This window comes from Polynucleobacter sp. UK-Kesae-W10 (genome assembly GCF_018881575.1).
Classification (GTDB): domain Bacteria; phylum Pseudomonadota; class Gammaproteobacteria; order Burkholderiales; family Burkholderiaceae; genus Polynucleobacter.
The window spans coordinates 1,156,451-1,177,153 of record NZ_JACVQB010000001.1; the positions used below are offsets into that span (position 1 = coordinate 1,156,451).

Genomic DNA, 20,703 nt, shown 5'->3' on the forward strand with positions numbered 1-20,703 from the left:
AGTCAGTCAAAGGGATGCCAATGCCAAATATATTTGGCGGGAAAAGTTCTGGCTCACCATCTAAGTCATTTTTGGAGAGTGTGCGAACAACGCCTGCTCCAGATTTGGCTCATCCAGATTCACCCAAGACGGGTAGCCTCACTTCGTTTGTGCAAACCTATTTGCCTGTTGCAGAGAAAGTCGGGCAGCGGATTGGCGTTGCTCCAAAGAACTTACTCGCACAATGGGGAGTTGAGACTGGCTGGGGAAAAAGCGTTGTCCCTGGAACAAATAATCTGGGCAATATCAAAGATTTCAGCGGTGCTGGAGCCAAGGCAGTTGACAACTATACGAAGACAACGGATGCCTATCGCTCATACAAAACAGCCGATGATTTTGGAAATGATTTTGCTGGCGTTATTGAGCGTGTGCACAAGGGTGCCATGAATACTGGCGATGATGCAGGAAAATATTTTGGATCACTCAAGCGCAGCGGATATGCCGAGCATCCAGAGTACGTGAACATGGGCGTCAAAGCGTCCCGCATGGTTGATAAAGAATTGCAGCGCATGCGACCAATGAAAACATCAGATGCATCTGATGCGCAAGATGAATATAATCCCACGCCACTTGCAAGTGCTGCTGGTGGCGAGTACGAACAGGCATGGAATCAGCCTGAAGACGAAACAATGAAAGCATCTGCATGACCGACATTTTTGACACTCTGGCAAGCAACTTTAGTAAATCTTTGGCCAGTACAGAGAAGGCTCAGCCTACCTCGTACTCCATGCAGCCAACTGATAGCGCACGCGGCCAATATGCCGTTGACCCTGCTACGCCAAAGTCAAATGATGGTGAATTCACAAAGGGTTTCAGTCGATCATTCGCAGAGATTCCTGGGTTGATTGCAGGCCTAGGCGCATACGGAGCAGACATCGTCGGTGCAGATCACGCACGCGATGCAATGCTCAAGTATGCCAAAGAGAATCAAGACTCAACAGAAGAAAAGTATGGCAGTGATGCCGCTAGCTTGACCAATGTGCTTGACGGAAAAGCCAGCGCGTGGGATTTTGTCAAGAATGGCTCTGGCTATGTGACCGGCCAAGCGCTGCAGTCGCTGATCACTGGCGGACTTGGCGCAATGGGCGTAAAGGCCATGGCACAAAAAGGCATTGTCGCTGCAGGTCATGACTTGGTCGCTAACGAGCTGGCCAAAGGCGCAACAGCAGAGGCAGCAAAGAAGGCTGGAGAAGCATTCCTGAAGGATGCAGCATTCAAGGCTGGGATCACTGGCGCCACCGCAGGCGCTGGTGCACAAAACCTTGGTATGGAGTTGGGCTCCATTTACCCAGATGCCGCTGACCAAGCTCAAAAGGAAGGCCGTCAATTAGATGGTGGCGACTTGTTGCGTGTAGGCGCTGCAGGTGTTGGCGCAGCTGCACTCGACACCGCTGTTGAGCGCGCCAACCTTGGCAAGATTATGGGTGGCGGCAAGGGCAAGTCCATTGGCTCTCGCGCTTTGCATGAAGTGCCCGTTGCCATGGGCGAGAATGCCGCAACCGAATATGGGCAAACTGGCCTTGAGTACGCCGGTGCAGGAAAAGACTTTTTCACACCAGAAGGTCAGCGTGAAGGCATTGACTCGGCGGCCGTTGGATCGCTTGGTGGATTTCATGCGGGCGCTCTGGCCTCTTTGCATCAGAAAGCGGAAGAGCCAAACAGCCCCCTATCTCGCGCAGTTGTTGCAACTGGTGTAGCGGGTGCACCTGGAGCCCCGGCGGGCCCACTAACACCTACTCCTGATGCAATGCCAGGTGATACACCCGCGGACACACCCGATCAAGCCCGATCAGGGGATGATAAAACCCAAGTAACCCTGCCGCCCACCGATGCAATGGGTCAGCAGGTGCGTGCGATTGAAACCGAGCTCCGCGGCACAAATCTACTGGACACCCTGCGCCTTGATGGCGTCAACGTGCCTCAGATCTTCGATGACCTGAACACCGCTCGAAATCTGAAAGCTCCGCTCGAGCAGCGCCAAGAAGCCTTGTCCGCCGTGACTGAGCTCGTGCAATGGGCCAAGAACAACTACAAGCCCAACGGTCCGATGGACAACTTGGCCACGCCACAGCCTGTTGGTGTTGCGCCTGCGCAAGAGCCCGTGCAAGTGCCACCGGTCGACGCCGCCATCGCCGCTTTGCGTGACGACCAGTTCAACCGTCTGCTATCTGACAATGACCGTCAGAATCTGATTCAAGCCATCCAGACATCACAGGCAAAGGATCTTCCCGCCGCCACGCGCGCGAATGCAGCCAACGCCGCTAATGAGATTGTCGGCCGCTACCAAGCACCACAAGGCAAAGCCACTGGCACAGGCGCGCCTGCGCTCAGCACGCCCTCGGAAAGCCTGGCGCAAGCCCAGGGCAATAAAGTCACGCCTGCAGAGCAACAATTTGTTAACCCGCAAACAGGCGCTATTCAAAAGTCTGACTACACGCAAGCGGTAGATGCTCCTCGCGTTCAGATTCCAGCCGATAAAGATGGCTCCCGTAAAGACCCCGCATTCATCCGCCGCCGCGCCGCCGAGATCAAGCAGCTGGTGGCCATGGGCTTTGAGACTGTTGAGCGAAAAGGCTCTGAGTTCTTTTTGATCAACAGCAAGACTGGCCAGAACTTCAAGCTGAGCGGCATGGCCGACTCACAACTGGCACGCAAGGCGATTGCCGACCGCGTGAATGAGATTGCTCATACCGCAGCAACCAGCCCAAAGAACGACCGCGCCGAGCCAACCAAAGCTCAGATCGAAGCCGGCAACTACAAAAAATCAGATGTCATTGAGCTCAATGGCATGCAGATAAAAATCGAGAATCCCAAGGACTCTACGCGCCGCGGCACTTCGCCCGATGGCGAGGTCTGGGAAACCAAGATGGCTCACCACTACGGTGAGTTCCAAGGCACGCTCGGTGCCGATGGCGACAAGCTGGACGTATTCGTTGGCCCACGTCCAGATAGCCACAAGGTCTACGTCATTGACCAGAACAATGCCGACGGCTCATTTGATGAGCACAAGGTGATGATGGGCTTCACCTCTGAGCAAGCGGCTCGCGATGGCTATCTTGCTAACTACGAAAAAGGTTGGACCGGCTTAGGTGCTATCACCGAGATGAGTGTTGACCAGTTCAAATCATGGGCAAAGTCTCATGAAGCCAAAAAGCCTGCCGCAGCGATTGCAGATAATTCTGCCGCCAAAGTCGCAGACCAAAGTTCGTCACCTATTGAAAAATCGCTCAAGGAAGAGCAAAAACAAGACGCAGGAAAAGACGCAGGGCAGGCCAGCTTTTCAACTTATGAAGAAGCGAAGTCCTACATCGGAAGTCAACGTCGCAATGGCTCGAGCATTTCTGCTTTGCCAGTTCCGCATGCAGACGGCACATTTGGTGTTGCCATCAAAGGAACTCCAGGATACACAGCGGCAGAAAAATACGCCAAGCAGCAGCAAAAGAAATCCAAAACTAGCAAGGCAAGCAAAGCTGCCAATGATGAAAAGGCAGGAGACTTTAAAGTCAACGTCAATGGAGAGCAAGTGAGCCTTCATAGCGTAGGCAAAAAAGATCTCCCAAAAGATGTTGCCTCTGCAACTCGCAAAGGACACTTGCGCGAGCTCACTCAGTCTGATTTGAATCTGCTGGAAAAGCTGGCTAGCATTTTTGGCAAAACACTCAAAGTCTTCAGCGAAGACACGGCTGGTGTAGATTCCAAAATTGGAGATGGATTCGTTCGACCATCCGAGCCAAACGCAATTTACATTCGAAATTTCACTAGCGTCAATCCAGTTGCTGTTTTCGGACATGAAGTATTTCATTCCATCAAGGACTCAAATCCAAAGGCATGGGATTCAATTGCCAAAGTAGTTCGCGAGCAGTTGGGTGATGGCGCTGTTGAAAAAATGCAGGGGCTCACTTACAGCTCAGATGAAGCGTTAGATGAAATCGTTTCTGACATCGGAGGAGATCTGTTGTCCGATCACCACTTCTGGAAAGAGGTGATGATGCAAATCGAAAAAGACCATGGCAAGGATGCTAAGGGCATCATCGCTAAGCTGGTTGCACATTTAAATGACCTGATTGACAAACTCATTGCGCAGATTCGTCAGTCGGGCTATGGCAGCGCCAGCATGGTCAAGGATATGCGTGCCGTGCGTGCAGCATACAAAGAGGGCTTGACTCAATACTTCAAAGAGTCAACCATCTCGCGTCCCGCCGTGCAAGCGCAAGTGATGCGCGAAGAGCAAAACATCAAGCGCGCTACCCAGCGCCCAGAAGACCCTAACCAGCCAAAGGTTGGTGTGCACTTTAGCAAGCAGCCGCGTCATCACATCATGGGCAGCGCCTATGGCACAGGACTACGCGGTATGGAGCGCGAGCGCATCTTTAATGGCGATGATGCTCGCATTAAAAATCGCGTCTCCTTCTACGTTGATGAAGGCAATGGGCTTGTACCAGAATCAGGCGTTGGTGGCTATGCTCATGAAATTGCGCTGCCAAAGCTATATGACGCTGCCAAGAATGCAGAAAAGCTTTTCGTGGGTGGAACACCTGAGCAACTTAATAAAAGTGAGTCTCGTGTATTGGATGCTGGCTATGACGGCTACTGGGTTTCTGGTCACTCTAACCATCAAGGTGTTGGCGTCATTCTTGGTCGAGCAGCAAGTGCTGTTGAGGCTAAACAAATTGAAAATCCAGTAGGCAGAGTCAGCGGAACTCCAGTGGAAACAACCCTGAAGAAGGGATTGATGTCCAAAGAAATCGACAGCATCTTGACTGAGAAAATTCCAGGCGCAACGATGCGTGCTGGCATCTTGAGCATTCCCGTGGATAGCCGCGAAGCTGCCAATGATGAATTGGCTCGTATCGGTTCTGGCATCCGCTTTAGCCATGAGCGTCCAGAGAGCAATGAAGACCGCGCCAAGCGTGAGTTCGAAGAAGTGCTTGCCAAGCACAAAGACACTAAAGATTGGCTTAAGGCGCCAAATGGAAAGAATTCGCATCTGAATGAACGTCAATGGGTGCAAGTGCGCACGCCATTGTTCAAAGAGTGGTTTGGTGACTGGGAAAAGGCGCATGCCGATGGCGGCGTCTGGGCAACAACTGAGGATGTATCCAAGGCAGTCGATGAGAATGGTGAACCATTGGTCGTGTATCACGGTACAGACAAGGGCGGCTTTGCAGCATTTAATCATCCAAGTGGGGAGAAGCGTGGCGACTTGGGTATCTTTACGACACCCAACTTGGCCATGGCTCAAACCTACTACAGCCGTCGCGGCGGAGAGATTGAGTTGACGGTCAGCCCAAGCAGCATGGCTGAACTGGAGGCTCTTGGTTACGACTTCTATGGCATGACAGATGACAATGATGCACCTGAAGGTCAATACTACAAAGATGCAAATGGAGATGAAAACGGACCATTTGAAACCGAGCAAGAAGCTATTGATGATGCAGTCGCCTCATTTGAGATGGAGCCAGATACGCAGTCAGGCTACTATGCGATGTTTATTAACATTCGCAACCCCAACGAAAGCGACTTTGAGGGTGCCAACTGGGAAGGCTCTCGCGAGGGCCAGTACAACGTCATCGATCGAGATGGCGAACAGGTTTACTCCAAGGATGGCAAAGGCGTATTTGACAGCTATGACGAGGCGCAGGAGGTTCAATTTGAAAATCCTGGCTCGACTGTCGAGGGCGCAGCCGATCACTATGAGACAACCGATAGCGTGGTGCGAGAGGCAAGCCGTGATGGATATGATGGCTCATTCATGCAAAACGTCGTCGACGCTGGCCCTGGCGGCGGACCATACATTGATGAGCCATCGGACATCTTTGTTGCGCTCAATCCAAATCAACTGAAGTCTGCAAGCTATAACAATGGCGAATTTAGTGTCAGCACCGATGACATTCGTCGTAGTGTTGAGCGCCCAAAGAAAAGCAAATCACGCGCTCGTGAAATTCCAGAAAGCATGGACGCCATCACTACAGCAGATGCCTCGTTCGAGTTTGCTAAGAGCAAAGAGTTTGGCACCAATCGCGAGTTCAAGCTTGCCATGCAAAAGCGCACTCAAGATGCCGCGAAAGAAGGCAAGCTAAACCTAGAAGATGAGAGCGAGGAGCTTCACAACTATCTCGTTCGTGTTGGCGTCGCTGATGCTAAATCAGGATTGCGCGATAACGCAAATGCCGTCGGCTGGTACGATGAAAAAGTCAAGAAGGCCTTGCGCTTAGTTGGCTTGATTCACCCAGAGATCAACACAGATCCTGAGGCAAAATTTGCTTTCATCTGGGCGCTGGCTGTCACCTCTAACGGAATCAAAGTCAATAAAAACTTTGAGCTGGCAGAGCTTGTGTATGAAGAATACAAACGCACCGGCAAGATGCCAACTAACATCAAAGCTGGCACAACACAAAAGGCAATCAACAAGAGCCTTGGCTTATTTAACAAGCTCCGTGATACATGGGGCATGGAGCCGCTGATGCGCTTCATGACCACTAAGCTGCCAGTTCGTGACATCGAGAAATCATCAAACATCGAAATCACTGGAGAAGGAAAGAACACTGAAGTCTACGGTGCTGCAATTCTTGGCCCAAAGATTGGCAATGGATTTTTCATGAACCTCAATGGTCGCTTTGACCAGTTGACCATGGATCGCTGGTTGATGCGCACATGGGGACGCTGGATTGGAAAGCTCGTTGATGTAGACATGACTAAGGTTCGCCTTAAGCGCGAGCAGCTGAGCGGAGTGATTCGCATGTTGTCACCGGAGCAGAAGTCTGAGCTTCAAAAGATTATTGGCACCAAGCTGACTGTTGGCAATATCGATGAGACTTCAATGGCCATCTGGAAGGCTAGCCAAAAGATCTCTCTGCGCGAAAAGATGAATGCAGTGGGCGAGCTCACTGAAGAGCAGGGCGCTCAGCTCGATGAGCTACTTGGTGCAACTAAGAAGAACCAAGTTCGCGAGAGCTTGGGATCTGAAGTTCGCAAACTGGGAAATGGCTTGCGTGGCTACCTAGATGGCCAAATTGAAGCTCCTGGAGGCTCGAAGCAGCGAAACTTCATTCGTAGTGTTTTTTCTGGCGTTTTGAGTAAAATGCGAGAAGAGAACCCAGATCTCAGCATGGCTGACTTGCAGGCTGTTGTTTGGTATCCAGAGAAACTTTTGTACGATGCCGCTAAAGCAAACGAGGAGTCTGATGAGGGCTACTCCGATGACGAAGCACCAGATTATGCAAACGCAGCAGCTTTGCTTGCAGCAGAAAAGGGCGTACCAAGCGCCAAGATTAAAGAGGCCATTACTGATGTCGACCATGAAATTCAATCCGCAAAGCGGGCAAGAGACGCACAACGAGCAGCTGGAGGAAATAACAGCGAAGCCGAGCGCACTTCCGGAGTATCTGAACAAACTTCCACCGGAGCCGGTGCGGGATCAGTTCAAGAGCCAGGACGAGTACGAAGAAGCCTTGAGCGGTTGGACGGCACGAGTGGGACGAATCAAGGGAATGGCGGGCGTGAAGAAGACGGAAGCTTAAACGGCCTTCCACGTAGCTTTACTGTTGATGGCAAGGCGATTCGCGCCAGCCATTGGGCACCTGCTGAAAAAGTTGCCCAAGATTACATGAAGGCCGCGGGCCTCGAGTACAACCCGCCATCACAATATGCTAAGGTCGACAAGGAGCGTGCTGCACGCATCGCCAACGAGTATGACCGCATGGAGCATGATCCTCAAAACCCAGAAGTCAAGGCGGCATATGCAGCCATGATCAAAGAGGTTGCCGCCCAGTACAAGGCAATCATCGACTCCGGCCTGAAGGTCGAGTTCATTGATTACGCCAAGCAGGGCGATCCATATGCGGCCAGCCCACGCTTGGCCACAGAAGATGTCCGTAAGAACAATCACATGTGGGTGTTCAGTACTCGCGACGGCTTCGGCTCATCTGACTTTGATGTCAATGACAACCCAATGCTTGGCGAGACAGAGTTTGAGATCAGTGGCCAGAAGGCCTTGGCCAACGACCTATTCCGTGTCGTGCATGACTACTTTGGTCACGTCAAAGAAGGCGTCGGCTTCCGTGCTGATGGCGAAGAGAACACATGGCGCTCACATAGCGCAATGCTCAGCCCTCTGGCTCAGCGTGCACTGACTACCGAAACACGCGGCCAGAACAGCTGGGTGAACTTCGGCCCCCATGGCGACAAGAACCGCACAGCCAATGGTTCAGACACACACTACGCAGACCAGAAGGTTGGCCTGTTGCCCTTGTGGGTGAGCGAAGACGGCCGCGGAGATGATGGCGGACCTGATGGAGGACCTGATGGCGGCGTTAAATTTGACCCTAATGAGCCCTCTATCATTCGCTCTGCAGAGCGCCCATACTTTGGTGCGCTCAGTGAGCTCAAGCTTGCAAGCGGATATAAGGTTGGCGACTTCTTGGCAACAAGCAAGAAGCTCAGCTGGTGGGATAAAACCATTGGCACTCCATACCATTTGGCGCAGAAGTACCCGTCATTCAAGCGCGTGTTTGATTCGATTCAAAACTTCATCAATGATATCTCTTACTTTGCAACACAAGCAGCAGACTTGGCTCCAACCATTTTGCCAAAGCTTGAAAAGCTAAGCGATATCAGCAAGGCAGCATTGTCTGCTGAAGACATCAAGGCTTTGTCTGATCCCATCTTTGGTGGAACCCTCAAGTACAGTCGCGATGAGAATGGCTTGATTCAACCTGAAGACGATGTCGAGAAGGCTGGCGTCGTGTTCACAGATCAAGAATTGCGCGAATACTTCCAACTAGATGATCGCCAGATTGGCTTGTACCACGAGTTCCGCAATGCAGTTGACCGAAGCATCTCTGATTTGGCTGTGGCAGATATGCTGCGCTATCTTGGTGATGATGGACTTGGCGTTCGCAATCGAGCACTCAATGCAGGAAGCTTAGACCGTGCCGTTGAAGAGATGTCCGCACATCTTGATCAACTTGCTCAAGATAATCCGAATCGTGCAGAGGTTTTGCAAAACACCAAGGAAGCCATTGAAGCGAAGGCTAAGCAGGCCAAAGATCTGATGGCAAGAGGCTATGCACCGCTGTCTCGTTTTGGTCAGTACACCGTCTATGTCACAGGCAGAGATGGCGAGCAAATTTACTTTGGCATGTTTGAGAACGAGTACGAGGCCAACAAGATGGCAGGGGAGATGCGCATCGACTACCCAGAAGCGACTGTCGAAACTGGAACTATGTCTCAAGAGTCGTACAAGTTGTTCTCTGGTATTACCCCAGAGACGCTCGCACTGTTCGGCGAATCACTTGGGCTCGAAGAGAGTGGGATCGATGCTAAGTCTGAGGCATTCCAGCTGTACCTCAAGCTTGCAAAATCAAACCGCAGTGCAATGAAGCGCATGATTCACCGTAAAGGTATCACTGGATTTAGCATGGACGCTGGCCGCGTTCTGGCTGGATTTGTTTACTCAAATGCACGCCAGATCTCTACCAACTTGCATGCTGGTGAGATCTCAAAATCTGCCGCCAGCATCAAAGAGGGAGACTTGAAGGATCATGCTCTCAAGATGATGGAGTACATCCAAAATCCACAGCAAGAAGCGCAAGCAATCCGCGGGCTATTGTTCACTCAGTTCATCGGTGGATCGGTTGCATCTGCGCTGGTCAACATGACACAGCCATTCACAATGACTCTGCCATACCTATCTCAATGGGGAATTGGCAACGCAAGCAGAAACATGAAAAATGCTCTGTCTCTCGTTGCTGGAGGAATCAAGGATGATGAAGAGTTAGCCAAGGCACTCAAGCGCGCAGAAGATGATGGCGTCGTAAGCCCTCAAGAAGTTCACCAACTGATGGCTCAGGCGCAAGGTAAGGGTGCACTGCAATCTGGTGATGGCACTAAGCTTGGCGACTCATTAGCTTTTGCCAACAACTCAGTCTCCAAGCTTTCACTTGGTTGGGGCAAGCTGTTCTCCACTGCTGAGCAGTTCAACCGACGCGTTACATTTATTGCCTCGTACAACATTGCTCGCGAGCAAGGCATTGCTGATCCATTCGCTTTTGCCGAGAAGGCAATTAACGAAACGCAAGGCGTCTACAACAAGGGCAACAAGCCAGCATGGGCACGCGGTGCTGTTGGCTCTACCTTGTTCACATTCAAGCAATACAGCATCGCCTACGTTGAGTTCTTGCAGCGCATGTGGGGCAATGGACCAGAAGGCAAGAAGGGCGTCGGAATGGCGCTTGCAGTCTTGTTCCTAGTGTCTGGGCTTGGTGGAATGCCTGGCGCAGACGATTTGGACGATGTGATCGATGGTATTGCACAGCGCGTATTCAACAAGTCTTTCAACAGCAAGCAAGCAAAGAAAGAATGGTTGTCTTCATTTGTTGGCGATGACTGGGCTGACATCATCTTGCATGGTGCTAGCTCAATCCCTGGCGTTCCAATCGATGTGGCGGGTCGCATGGGCCTTGGAAATCTTGTTCCAGGTACCGGCATGCTCACCAAGAAGAAGGACTACGGCAGCGACTACAAGGAATTGCTTGGACCTGCTGGCACACTGTTCGCTGGAATTGGGCAAGCTGCAGCAAAGATTGCAGAGGGCGATGTTCCAGCTGCGCTTAAATCTGTAGCGCCCGTTGCCGCCCAGAACGTGATCAAGGGCTTAGACATGCTGACCATGGGTTACTACCGCGACGATAAGGGTCGCAAGGTGGTCGACACAACGGCAGCCGAGGCGGCCATGAAGATGATTGGATTCCAACCCACATCGGTTGCCAACGTCCAAGAGGCGACACGTGTACAGCAGTCTCTAATTTCGCTGAACAAGCTGCGCGAGTCTGAGATTGCTGACATCTGGACAGCAGGTCGAGTTGAGAATGACCCATCCAAGATTGAAAAGGCCAAAAAAGACTTGGCCGAATGGAATAAGGAAAACCCTGACAGCCCAATCAAGATCGATCCATCTCAGATCAATAACCGCGTCAAGCAGGCAAACATGGATAAGGCAAAACGCATTGCCATGGGGGCCTCGAAAGAGATGCGATCATCTGTCAAGAAAGAGCTTGAGAGCGCTCTACCACAGTAATCCATAACCTTCAGTTACTCGGCCCATCCACTTATGTGGTTGGGCTGTTTTTTTTCGCCCATACATTCCAAAATCCCTATAATTGGCAATGCAGTTGTTGTTTGGAATCTTTGTTTTAATCGGTCTTTTGGCCATCATTTTTGCTCATCCTTGGATGGCATTTGTAATTGTCGGATCGGTAGTTGGAATTTTTTTCTGGTCGAAATAATGACGGTACCGTTGACGGTACGGAGTAAAAAAAAGCCATAGAATCCTTAAGTAGCTGTCGTTTGTGGACTCTCTCGTCTCCGCCAAGAAGTGAATAGGCAAAAGGGCTTTTAGCCCTTTTTTCTTTTAAGCTACACACACATTGATCTACCGATATTCATCACAAAATGAAACTACTACTATCACTGGCAATCGCAATCTGGATAAGCTGTTTGAGCGGATGCTCTGTTTATATGGCTTCACATCAGCCATCAGAGAAGAACGTTGCGCTATTTAAGCCCGGCACACCGCGGAGCTTTTTGGTTGCGGAGTTTGGGCAGCCAGTCTCCAGTGAAGTGAAGAATGGCAAGACCTATGAAATTTTTCGCTTTACACAAGGCTATAGTGGTGGCGCAAAAGCTGGACGCGCTTTTGCTGAAGGTGTAGCTGATGTTTTCACTCTTGGCGTTGCCGAGATCATTACGACCCCAGTAGAGTCGATTGCTGATGGTAATTTAACGGCTTATGAAGTGAGCTATGACAGCAATAATCTGGTTGTAGAAGTCATTCCACTGACACCCGTAGCCTCTCCAGACGCTCCTGCGCAAAATGCTGCCACTCCTACACCCACCCCTCAAGCTGTCAATACGCCTTCCAGGTAAGGCGGCAAGAGCAGGGCGTGTAGTCACTTTTGGTCCATATTTGGCCAAATAACCCCAAATTGATCAAAATTTTCCGCTTTTATAGCCTGTTTTTGTATGAGCCGAGAACTAAAAAATAACAATAAAATCAGTAGCTTAGGTAGTCTAAAGCCTTAAATTGTTCTTATTTGTGTTGCATTGCCGCAAATAAATGTTGCACCACAACAATTTCTTTCTTACAATGGTGCATCGCAACAAATAATGTAACTCTTAACTAAATAAGGATTAAACATGTTCCAGACTCAATTAAACGATCAAATCGCTCAAGCTCAAGCTAAAGCTGTTGAAAACGCAAAACACTTGGCACAAGTTGCTGTTGAAAGCGCTCAAGAGTTGGCAGAAATCAATCAAGCTGCTGCTAAAGATGCTTTGGCCGCTGCTCAAGATGCTAGCTCACAGTTGTTGGCTATCAAAGATCCACAGCAATTAGCTAAATTGGCTCAGCCAGAAACAGCTCAAGAAGCTGCTAAGTATGCTGCTGCTTACCAAGCTAAAGTAAACAAAGTTGTTCGCAACGGTAACAAAGAAGTTGCTCAAGTAGTTGATGCTTCTATCGATGATGCACGTGACGACTTAGTTAAGTTTGTTAAAGAAGCTACTAAAACAGCTCCTGCTGGTTCAGAGGCATTTGTATCTGCATTCAAAACTGCATTCGAAGCTTCACTCCAACAATTTGATCAAGTTCGTGCAACTGCAACTGATGCATTCGCTAACTTTGAGAAGAGTGTTGATGCTGCTTTGGCAAACATTCAAGGTCAATACGCTGTTGCTAAGCCAGCAGCTAAAAGCCGCAAAGCTGCTTAATTAGTAAAGTAATCTCTACTAAATAAAAAACCGCCTTCGGGCGGTTTTTTTATTGCCTAAAAGCCTGATCAATCAAGGCTTAGCGGTCATTCACAACGCAGCGTGAATCAATAATTTCTACCGTCAACTGCTTTCAGATAACCTTGAAGGTATTGGGGTGGTACAAAAATAGTGCTGCTTACTCCAGCCTTGGAAGACAGGTTCAACTGAAAGCCATTTTTAATATGGTCCTTGAGGAAGGCATCACTAACTTGGATAGACAGCAATTCTTTAAACATGCACCCTTGAGCTTCACACATTCCAGCTTCTCTAGAGATCACTTTAAAAGTAGTGCTCGGTACATTCTCTAAATTAGCGGCATCGTAATAACGCATTTGAGAGAAGTAGGTGAGGTGAACGAGTAATTCAAATGACTTAGTGCCTTGCTTAGTTTGTTCAGCCTTTAAGTTAAACATCTGATAAGTATTGGATTCATCCATTGAGTTAATGGAGGGGCCGGTATAAGTCTTTAGTCCGGTAGTCTGACTAGGGCTAACAATGGTGGATTGGTAGACATCGTTGACTTCCCACGAACTAATCTTTTTGTCGTTATTGGCGCAAGCGATCAGCCCCAGGCTGACTATGAGTAACAAAACGTAACGATGCATATATGGCTCCTTTGATTGCTCAAATCATACTATCGTCCGCTCTAAACCTAGCAATAGCCTGATTTTTGGGCATCTGCCGTCTCCCAAATCTCGATTTATAAAAAAAATCATCGCCATCTAGGGTTTGTCATTAGAAAATACTATACTTCACAACTTCACATGTTCAGAAGTTGTGATATAGTGTGAAGACTGGGAGATGAAATGAAAAGACAGATACCAAAAACACATCAAGCCTTGGAGTGGATAGGCAAGGGCATGAGCGCAGCTCAAGCCGCTAGGAAGATGGAGATTTCAGAGTCCAGTGTGTATGCCGCTTTAAGAAAAACCCGAGCAAAAAATCAGGGCTGTTGTCCAACTTGTGGTCACAAAATAAGGAATTAAGATGAAAAAAACGCTATTAGCCGCTGCAACTATTTCTGTCGCTGCCTTCGCATATGCAAATACAGCATCAGACTCTTCAGCATTGGTTAGTCAGCAGTGCAAGATTTCTGCTGAAGCAGTTTCAACCTTAAAGACCCTGCAGTACGGCAATACATCCATTCGTAAGGATGTAGCCAGTTTGATTGATCGCCACCTCAAGACTCAAGAGAATCGCGATCTAGCTCATAAAAAACTCAACCTCATGGTGGATGACAAGTCGATTGACGCAACAACACTAGAGGGTAAGTATTGTTCTTAATGACCAGGCTGCAATAGCGGGGCATCATGGCGCAAATCGCTGAATGCCCCGAGTGCGGTAATTCGAGGGCTTTACTAGAATGCTGTCCGCATTGTGGATCGCCTACGCCGCCGATATTAAGCGCTGACACCATCGAGCTGAATATCAAATCTGACAATCCTTCGGTAGAGGAGGCACTTGACCGTTTAACGGAAAAGATTCGGACGTATCAGGAGCTCGGTATCAAAAACATCATATTAATTCACGGGTATGGATCGAGCGGTGAGGGTGGTCGCATTAAGTGGGCTATTCATAACGCCCTTGAAAATAATCGATATGCCGATCGTGTTGAGGAATATCACTTTGGTGAACGCGTCGCATTTGGGAGTATTGCCTATAACGCACTAATGAAGCAGCGCCCCGGTCTCAAACACTATTTAAGACATTTCAAAGGTGGTAACGCTGGAATGACGGTGTTATTGCTTGGGTCTGTGCGCAGAAGTGCTTAGAATGGAAGTAATAGAGGTAATAAAGGTAACTAAGGAAAATTGTCATGACAGGTAAAAAAATAGAGCATATGACTGCTTCTGAAGCGCCTTCTGTAGGCGCCGATCAACTCGTAAGTGAGTTTAAATCCCTCATGGCCGATGCTGAAGCTTTAATCAAAGCAACCGAAGATCATCCTGGCGATGCTATTAGCTCACTTCGTAATAAGGCTTTAGAAACCCTATCTGGTGCGAAGCAAAGCCTTTCCAATTTAGAGGGTACATTAGCCGATAAAGCAAAAGTGGTAGCTGAAGGTGCGGATGATTTTGTGCATCGCAATCCCTGGGAAGCGGTCGGCGTTGCCGCAGGCTTGGGTCTCTTGCTTGGCCTTTTTATTCGTCGTCGTTAGGTTCTTATGTCACAAGAAAATTTACTTTCCTCGATTAAGGGTCTGGCAGCAACAGGCGCTTCGATTGCTAAAACACGACTTGAGCTTCTTTCTGTAGACGTACAAATTGCCCGTAGCAAATTTATTCGTTTGCTAGTGATGATTGTATGTACCCTGTTTTTCTTATTCTTTGGCTTGGTGATGTTGGCTTTGCTCATCGTGATCTACAGTTGGGAATCAGATCGTATGCTAGCCTTAAGTTTGCTTACCGGAGCATTTATATCGATTGGTGTAATCTTGGCTTTGCTGATTGTTCAATCCTTTCGTACGATGCCGCAATTATTTGAGGCTTCTATCGCAGAGTTTGCTAAAGATGTGGAAGAGCTCTCACACTAGGATGAGTAAAACTATTCACGACCTCGAGGCCCGTCGCCACCTTCTTCAAGAGCAATCCGCACATGAGCGCCGTTCATTCGCGGAGCACTTTGAACCCTGGGAGAAGCCGCTCTCTTGGGCTGATAAGGGGATTGATGCCTTTCATTTTCTTAAAGACAATCCATTGTTGTGGACCAGCGCCTTTGCCGCCTTGGCGCATTACAGGCCGAAGTTAGCCAGCAAGGTCTTGGCAGTCGGTTGGGGTGCCATGAAGTTACTCAAGAGCGCAAAGAAGCTTATCTAAGCTCTCGGGAAAGTCTGCTAGCTAACTAAAACAGACTTATTGGGAATGCCGTTCTGGTTTAAAAGGGTGCTGCCATTGAGTGCGCCAATTTCTAGTAGTGTTATCGCGCCACAAACACTAAAGCCCGCACTACGTAGTAATTTATCAGCTGCAATCAGCGTCCCTCCAGTAGCGAGCACATCATCTATTAGTAATACGCGAGCATCTTTTGGAAGGGTGGATTGCTGAATCTCCAAAGAGTCATCACCGTACTCCAGGCCGTAGAATTCACGATGGCTCGCCAGGGGAAGTTTATTGGGCTTTCTGGCCAGGGCAAGACCCTTGTGGGCATGATGGGCTAATGCAGATCCAAAGATAAAGCCTCGGGATTCAATGCCTAAAATATGGGTATAGTCAAAAGTATCAGCCAGCGCTGCCAATTGGGCAATTGCCTCCTTAAAAGCTGCTGGATTGGCTAATAGAGGGGAGATATCTCGAAAGAGGATTCCAGGCTTCGGAAAGTCCGGCACGCCGGGTAGATAATCTAATAAATTCATTAATAGCAGACATGAAAAATCATTTCCTCATTATCACCGCATTAGAAAGTGAGCTCAAGCGCTCCGCACTTCCAGTAGGCGTGGAAATTGTGTACTGCGGTATTGGGAAAATTAACGCTGCGATCGCTACTGTGAAAGCCATTGCGCAATTCTCTCCGCAGCAGATTATAAATTTTGGAACTGCCGGCAAGGTTAATTCAAGCCTGTATGGCTTATTGGAGATTGGCACTGTTATTCAACGCGATATGCAGACCGAGCCTCTAGCGCCACGCGGTCAAACTCCTTTTTGCAACAAGCCTTACGAATACCATGCCTTAGGTCAATATCGATGTGGAACGGGTGATAGCTTTGTCACAGCGCATGACCCCTGGTTGCATGAACAAGGGGTTGATGTGGTGGACATGGAGCTATTTGCCATTGCAGCCTGTGCCCATCATCATCAAGTGCCTTGGCAAGCCTATAAATACATTACTGATGATGCGAATGCCGACTCTGGTAAAGATTGGCAGGATAAGGTGCATCATGGACAAGATTTATTCTTGGAAAAACTCAAGCAGCAGTTGAGTTAAAGATATTTATATCGATATGAATTCTTCTAGACCTTGGCTCAAAAATTACCCTGCAGGCGTGCCTCAGGAGATCGGTCCGCCTAGCCATACTTCCTTGACGGATTTTCTAGAAGAATGCTTCGATCGATTTTCAAATCATCAGGCAGTGGAGTCTATGGGGGTATTTTTTACCTACCGTCAAATCGATCGCCTTTCAAAAGACTTTGCTTCTTATTTACAAGTCCTAGATTTAGAGCCGGGTGCTCGTGTGGCGTTGATGTATCCAAACGTAGTGGAATACCTCATTGCTATGCTAGGTACTTTGCGAGCCGGCTACGTAGTTGTCAATATCAACCCTTTGTATACCCCAAGAGAGTTGGAGTCTCAACTGAAGGATAGTGAGGCATCCGTCTTGGTATTGATGGAAAACTTTGCTGCCAGTTATCAATCGATTGCGAATAATGTTCTAGTAAAGCAAGTCATTATTAGCAGCCCAGGTGAAATGCTGGGACTCAAAGGACATCTGATTAATTGGGTAGCGCGCAATATTAAAAAGATGATTCCTGCTTGGGACCTTACGGGATTTCAGCACTGTAAATTCAAATCAGCGCTTGCAATCGGTGCAAGGCATCATTTCCAGAAACCCCAGATTGGCCTGGAAGATATTGCTTTCTTACAATACACCGGCGGCACTACAGGAACCTCAAAAGGTGCAGTCTTGCTCCACCGAAATATTCTCTCTAATGTGATGCAAATTGAAGCGTGGCTTAATCCGGGATTAAAGCCTGAGACTAAAGAACAACTTCAATTTTTATGTGCATTGCCGATGACGCATATTTTTGCATTAACGGCCTGTGCATTATTGGGTATTAGCAAGGGAGGCCTTTTAATTTTGGTTGCGAATCCACGAGATATTGACAACTTTATTCAGCTACTGATCAAGCATCCCAAAATCAACATCTTTCCGGGCGTCAATACACTGTTTCATGCATTAATTCATCGCCCTGAATTTAAGAAAGTCAAACTTCCCAATCTATTGGTCACCATTGGTGGAGGAATGGCTGTTCATAAGAAGACTGCAGACCATTGGCAGGCTTTAACAGGGTGCCCGATCGCACAAGGCTATGGATTATCCGAAACTTCCCCGGTAGTCTGCGTCAACAGCCCCTTAGAAAAGGATTTCACAGGCCATATTGGAATGCCAATGCCTAGTACGGACGTCGCTATTCTCGATGATGATGAGGTAGAGCTGCCGCAGGGTACACCTGGAGAAATTTGCATCAAAGGACCCCAGGTGATGGCGGGCTACTGGAACAAGCCTGAAGAAACTGCCCATTGCATGACCAGTGATGGCTATTTCAAATCTGGAGATATTGGTCTTGTTACGACAGGTGGTCACATCCAGATTGTGGATCGCAAGAAGGACATGATAGTGGTGGCAGGCTTCAAAGTGTTTCCGAATGATGTCGAGGACGTCTTGGTCCAAATGAGTGGCATTAAAGAGTGCGCCGTGATTGGCGTCCCACATCGCAAATTGGGTGAGATTGTCAAGGCCTATATTGTGAAAGACAATCACCACATGACTGAAGCAGATGTTTTGCAATACTGCAAAGACCATCTAACTAGTTATAAACGACCACGCAAAGTAGTGTTTATTCACGAGCTACCAAAATCCAATGTTGGCAAGATATTGCGGCGTGAACTCAGAAGTCTCTGAGTTCATTTAGCCTTATTAAAAATCCTGCCCTTATTTGCTAGGTGTTTTGCCAACCATCTTCACGGCGCGCAAGAAATCAAAGTCGACTCCTTGATCGGCTTGAGTAACGGTATCTAAAAATAGCTTTTTGTAGCCACGCTCTGCAGTCGGTGGAGTTATCGGATTTTCTATTGCTCTCTTGGCCAGCTCTTCATCTGAAATCAGTAGGCTAATCTCGCGATTTTTGACTGAGAGTCGAATGCGGTCGCCATTGCGTACATGCGCTAGCGGCCCGCCAATTGCAGACTCGGGAGTGACATGCAACACAATCGTGCCAAAAGCAGTGCCGCTCATGCGGCCATCGGAGATACGCACAATATCTTTGATGCCAGCACGAGCCAGCTTCATAGGGATCGGAATATAGCCTGCCTCAGGCATGCCAGGAGCGCCCTTGGGGCCAATATTTTTGAGAACTAAAATATCTTCGGCAGTGACGTCGAGATCTGGGCTGTCGATGCGATTGGCTAAATCTTCCGCATTTTCAAACACAACAGCACGACCTTCATGTTCCATGAGCTTTTCATTGGCAGCCGATTGCTTAATGATGGCGCCTCCTGGAGCAAGATTGCCGTGCAGCACCGCAATGCTGCCGCGGGGATAGATCGGTTTATCAATTTTACGCACCACATCCTGCTTAAAACTCGGTGGCCCAGCATCAATTTCCTCGCCCAAGGTTTTGCCGGTAACGGTCATTGCATTGAGCTTTAACAGAGGCTTGAGTTCACGAAGTAGCGTGGTCATACCGCCTGCGTCATGGAAGTTTTCCATATAGTGATCGCCGGATGGTTTTAAGTCGACCAATACCGGTGTTTCATTGCCCATTTTATCTAGGGCATCTAAATCAATCTCTAGACCCATGCGGCCAGCAATTGCTGCCAGATGCACGATCCCATTGGTGGAGCCGCCAATAGCCAATAAAACGCGCATGGCATTTTCAAAAGCATCTGCTGTGAGTACTTTATCAATCGTCAATCCGTCCTTCGCCATCTGTACTGCGCAAGCGCCGGTCTCCTCTGCAACCCGAATACGATCGGCAGTGACGGCTGGTGGCGTAGCGCCACCTGGCACGGTCATGCCTAACGCCTCAGCGATACAAGCCATGGTGCTTGCGGTGCCCATTACGGAGCAGGTTCCAACGCTGGCCACTAGCTGATCATTCACCTCATCTTTTTCGGTTTCGTCGATTTCACCAGCGCGGAACTTACCCCAGTAGCGACGGCAATCGGTACAGGCGCCAACACGTTCGCTGCGATGTGAGCCGGTCAGCATAGAGCCGGTAATGAGCTGAATAGCAGGAAGACCTGCTGAAGCGGCGCCCATCATTTGAGCGGGCACTGTCTTATCGCAACCGCCAATCATGACAACCGCATCCATCGGCTGTGCACGCAACATCTCTTCGGTATCCATAGACATAAGGTTGCGCAGATACATGCTGGTCGGCGCTGCAAAACTCTCATGAATTGAAATCGTGGGAAATTCCATTGGTAGGCCGCCAGCCAACATGACGCCGCGTTTTACAGCCTCTAATAGTTGGGGCATGTTGCCGTGACAGGGGTTATATGCGCTGCCAGTATTAATAATGCCAATGACTGGGCGATCTAAAGCGCTGTTGGTGTAACCAGCGCCCTTAATAAAAGCTTTGCGTAAAAACAAAGAGAAACCTTTGTCGCCATAGCTAGTCAGGCCTTTGCGTAATCCAGTCTCAGTACTGGCTTTGGAATCTTTTGGCTTAGTGCTCATATTGTCTCGATTGCTCATTCTTGTTTTTATTGATTGTAGCGATAAGGCTGAACCAAGCCTAGGGAGCCCCACCCCAGCGAAACTGCCATGAAATCCCCACCGCGTTGTAGCTGGTATCAGTTCGTGAGTAGACGCCCTTGCTGGCACTTAGACGGATTGAGTTCTGCTTATCAACTGGATAAGAGAGGGTGCTACCAAAACGCCAGTTTTCTTGCGTGCCATTGATCGGCAGGCCGTTGATATAGACCTGACCGCCAGTGAAATAAGTCGCATCCGCTGAAATCCAGGCCGTATTCGGAAAGTAGTAAATGACATGGGTTTCACCGGAGTAGACGGGGTTTTGTGACAGGGTATTGCTACCCATATAACTGGTGTTGCTGGTATAAATCGTTGCCATGCCAGCCAATTCCAAGCGCCATGGACCAACTGCTTGAGATAAACCAGCGGCCGGTTGAATC

At 48.9% G+C, this 20,703-nt stretch carries 14 protein-coding genes and 1 pseudogene; 11 read left to right on the forward strand and 4 right to left on the reverse strand.

Features of this window, described 5'->3' with window-relative positions:
* The first annotated feature begins 20 nt into the window (after positions 1-20).
* The 4 genes from ICN24_RS06300 to ICN24_RS06315 all read left to right on the forward strand — a co-directional run bounded on the left by ICN24_RS06300 (position 21) and on the right by ICN24_RS06315 (position 12,807).
* Positions 21-686, forward strand: a complete 666-nt coding sequence (locus tag ICN24_RS06300) for a glucosaminidase domain-containing protein (RefSeq protein ID WP_216222106.1) — start codon at positions 21-23, stop codon at positions 684-686.
* The gene (locus ICN24_RS06305) at positions 683-11,116 is read left to right on the forward strand and encodes a PLxRFG domain-containing protein (protein ID WP_216222108.1); all 10,434 of its coding nucleotides are present in this window, start codon (positions 683-685) and stop codon (positions 11,114-11,116) included. Before ICN24_RS06300 ends, ICN24_RS06305 begins: the two co-directional genes overlap by 4 nt.
* 440 nt (positions 11,117-11,556) lie before the next feature.
* On the forward strand, positions 11,557-11,964 hold the full coding sequence (locus ICN24_RS06310) for a hypothetical protein (RefSeq protein WP_216222110.1): 408 nt from the start codon (positions 11,557-11,559) through the stop codon (positions 11,962-11,964).
* Positions 11,965-12,234: 270 nt separating this feature from the next.
* Positions 12,235-12,807, forward strand: coding sequence for a phasin family protein (locus tag ICN24_RS06315; protein ID WP_216222112.1), 573 nt, complete (start codon positions 12,235-12,237; stop codon positions 12,805-12,807).
* Positions 12,808-12,914: 107 nt separating this feature from the next.
* Here the strand turns inward: ICN24_RS06315 and ICN24_RS06320 are convergent, their stop codons facing one another.
* Positions 12,915-13,454, reverse strand: a complete 540-nt coding sequence (locus ICN24_RS06320; protein WP_216222114.1) for a hypothetical protein — start codon at positions 13,452-13,454, stop codon at positions 12,915-12,917.
* Between the two features lie 382 nt (positions 13,455-13,836).
* Here ICN24_RS06320 and ICN24_RS06325 point away from each other — a divergent pair, with 382 nt between their 5' ends.
* From ICN24_RS06325 to ICN24_RS06345, 5 genes are read left to right on the forward strand one after another with little or no spacing between them, the layout of a single operon-like run.
* Positions 13,837-14,133 (forward strand): hypothetical protein, encoded by a 297-nt coding sequence (locus ICN24_RS06325; protein WP_216222115.1) that lies wholly within the window; start codon positions 13,837-13,839, stop codon positions 14,131-14,133.
* A gap of 26 nt (positions 14,134-14,159) precedes the next feature.
* Positions 14,160-14,621 (forward strand): Smr/MutS family protein, encoded by a 462-nt coding sequence (locus ICN24_RS06330; protein ID WP_216222118.1) that lies wholly within the window; start codon positions 14,160-14,162, stop codon positions 14,619-14,621.
* 44 nt (positions 14,622-14,665) lie between these two features.
* A complete protein-coding gene (locus tag ICN24_RS06335) occupies positions 14,666-15,007 on the forward strand; it encodes a YqjD family protein (protein WP_216222119.1) in 342 nt (113 codons plus the stop codon).
* Positions 15,008-15,013: 6 nt separating this feature from the next.
* Positions 15,014-15,382: a phage holin family protein gene (locus ICN24_RS06340; protein WP_216222121.1), complete on the forward strand. Its 369-nt coding sequence runs from the start codon at positions 15,014-15,016 to the stop codon at positions 15,380-15,382.
* A gap of 1 nt (position 15,383) precedes the next feature.
* Positions 15,384-15,665 carry a YqjK-like family protein gene (locus tag ICN24_RS06345; protein WP_216222123.1) on the forward strand — a complete coding sequence of 94 codons (282 nt, stop codon included), beginning with the start codon at positions 15,384-15,386 and terminating at the stop codon, positions 15,663-15,665.
* A 17-nt stretch (positions 15,666-15,682) separates the two neighbouring features.
* On the opposite strand, the gene ICN24_RS06350 is transcribed toward ICN24_RS06345, so the two are convergent.
* Positions 15,683-16,201, reverse strand: a complete 519-nt coding sequence (locus tag ICN24_RS06350; protein WP_216222125.1) for an adenine phosphoribosyltransferase — start codon at positions 16,199-16,201, stop codon at positions 15,683-15,685.
* 11 nt (positions 16,202-16,212) lie between these two features.
* On the opposite strand from ICN24_RS06350, the gene ICN24_RS06355 reads away from it, so the two are divergent.
* Positions 16,213-16,770, forward strand: a complete 558-nt coding sequence (locus ICN24_RS06355) for a 5'-methylthioadenosine nucleosidase (RefSeq protein WP_216222126.1) — start codon at positions 16,213-16,215, stop codon at positions 16,768-16,770.
* A 16-nt stretch (positions 16,771-16,786) separates the two neighbouring features.
* The gene (locus ICN24_RS06360; RefSeq protein WP_216222127.1) at positions 16,787-18,466 is read left to right on the forward strand and encodes an AMP-binding protein; all 1,680 of its coding nucleotides are present in this window, start codon (positions 16,787-16,789) and stop codon (positions 18,464-18,466) included.
* A gap of 30 nt (positions 18,467-18,496) precedes the next feature.
* On the opposite strand, the gene ICN24_RS06365 is transcribed toward ICN24_RS06360, so the two are convergent.
* Both ICN24_RS06365 and ICN24_RS10355 read right to left on the reverse strand, forming a co-directional pair.
* Positions 18,497-20,245, reverse strand: coding sequence for an IlvD/Edd family dehydratase (locus ICN24_RS06365; protein ID WP_216222128.1), 1,749 nt, complete (start codon positions 20,243-20,245; stop codon positions 18,497-18,499).
* Positions 20,246-20,303: 58 nt separating this feature from the next.
* Positions 20,304-20,703, reverse strand: a pseudogene (locus tag ICN24_RS10355) (transporter); the annotation flags it as partial.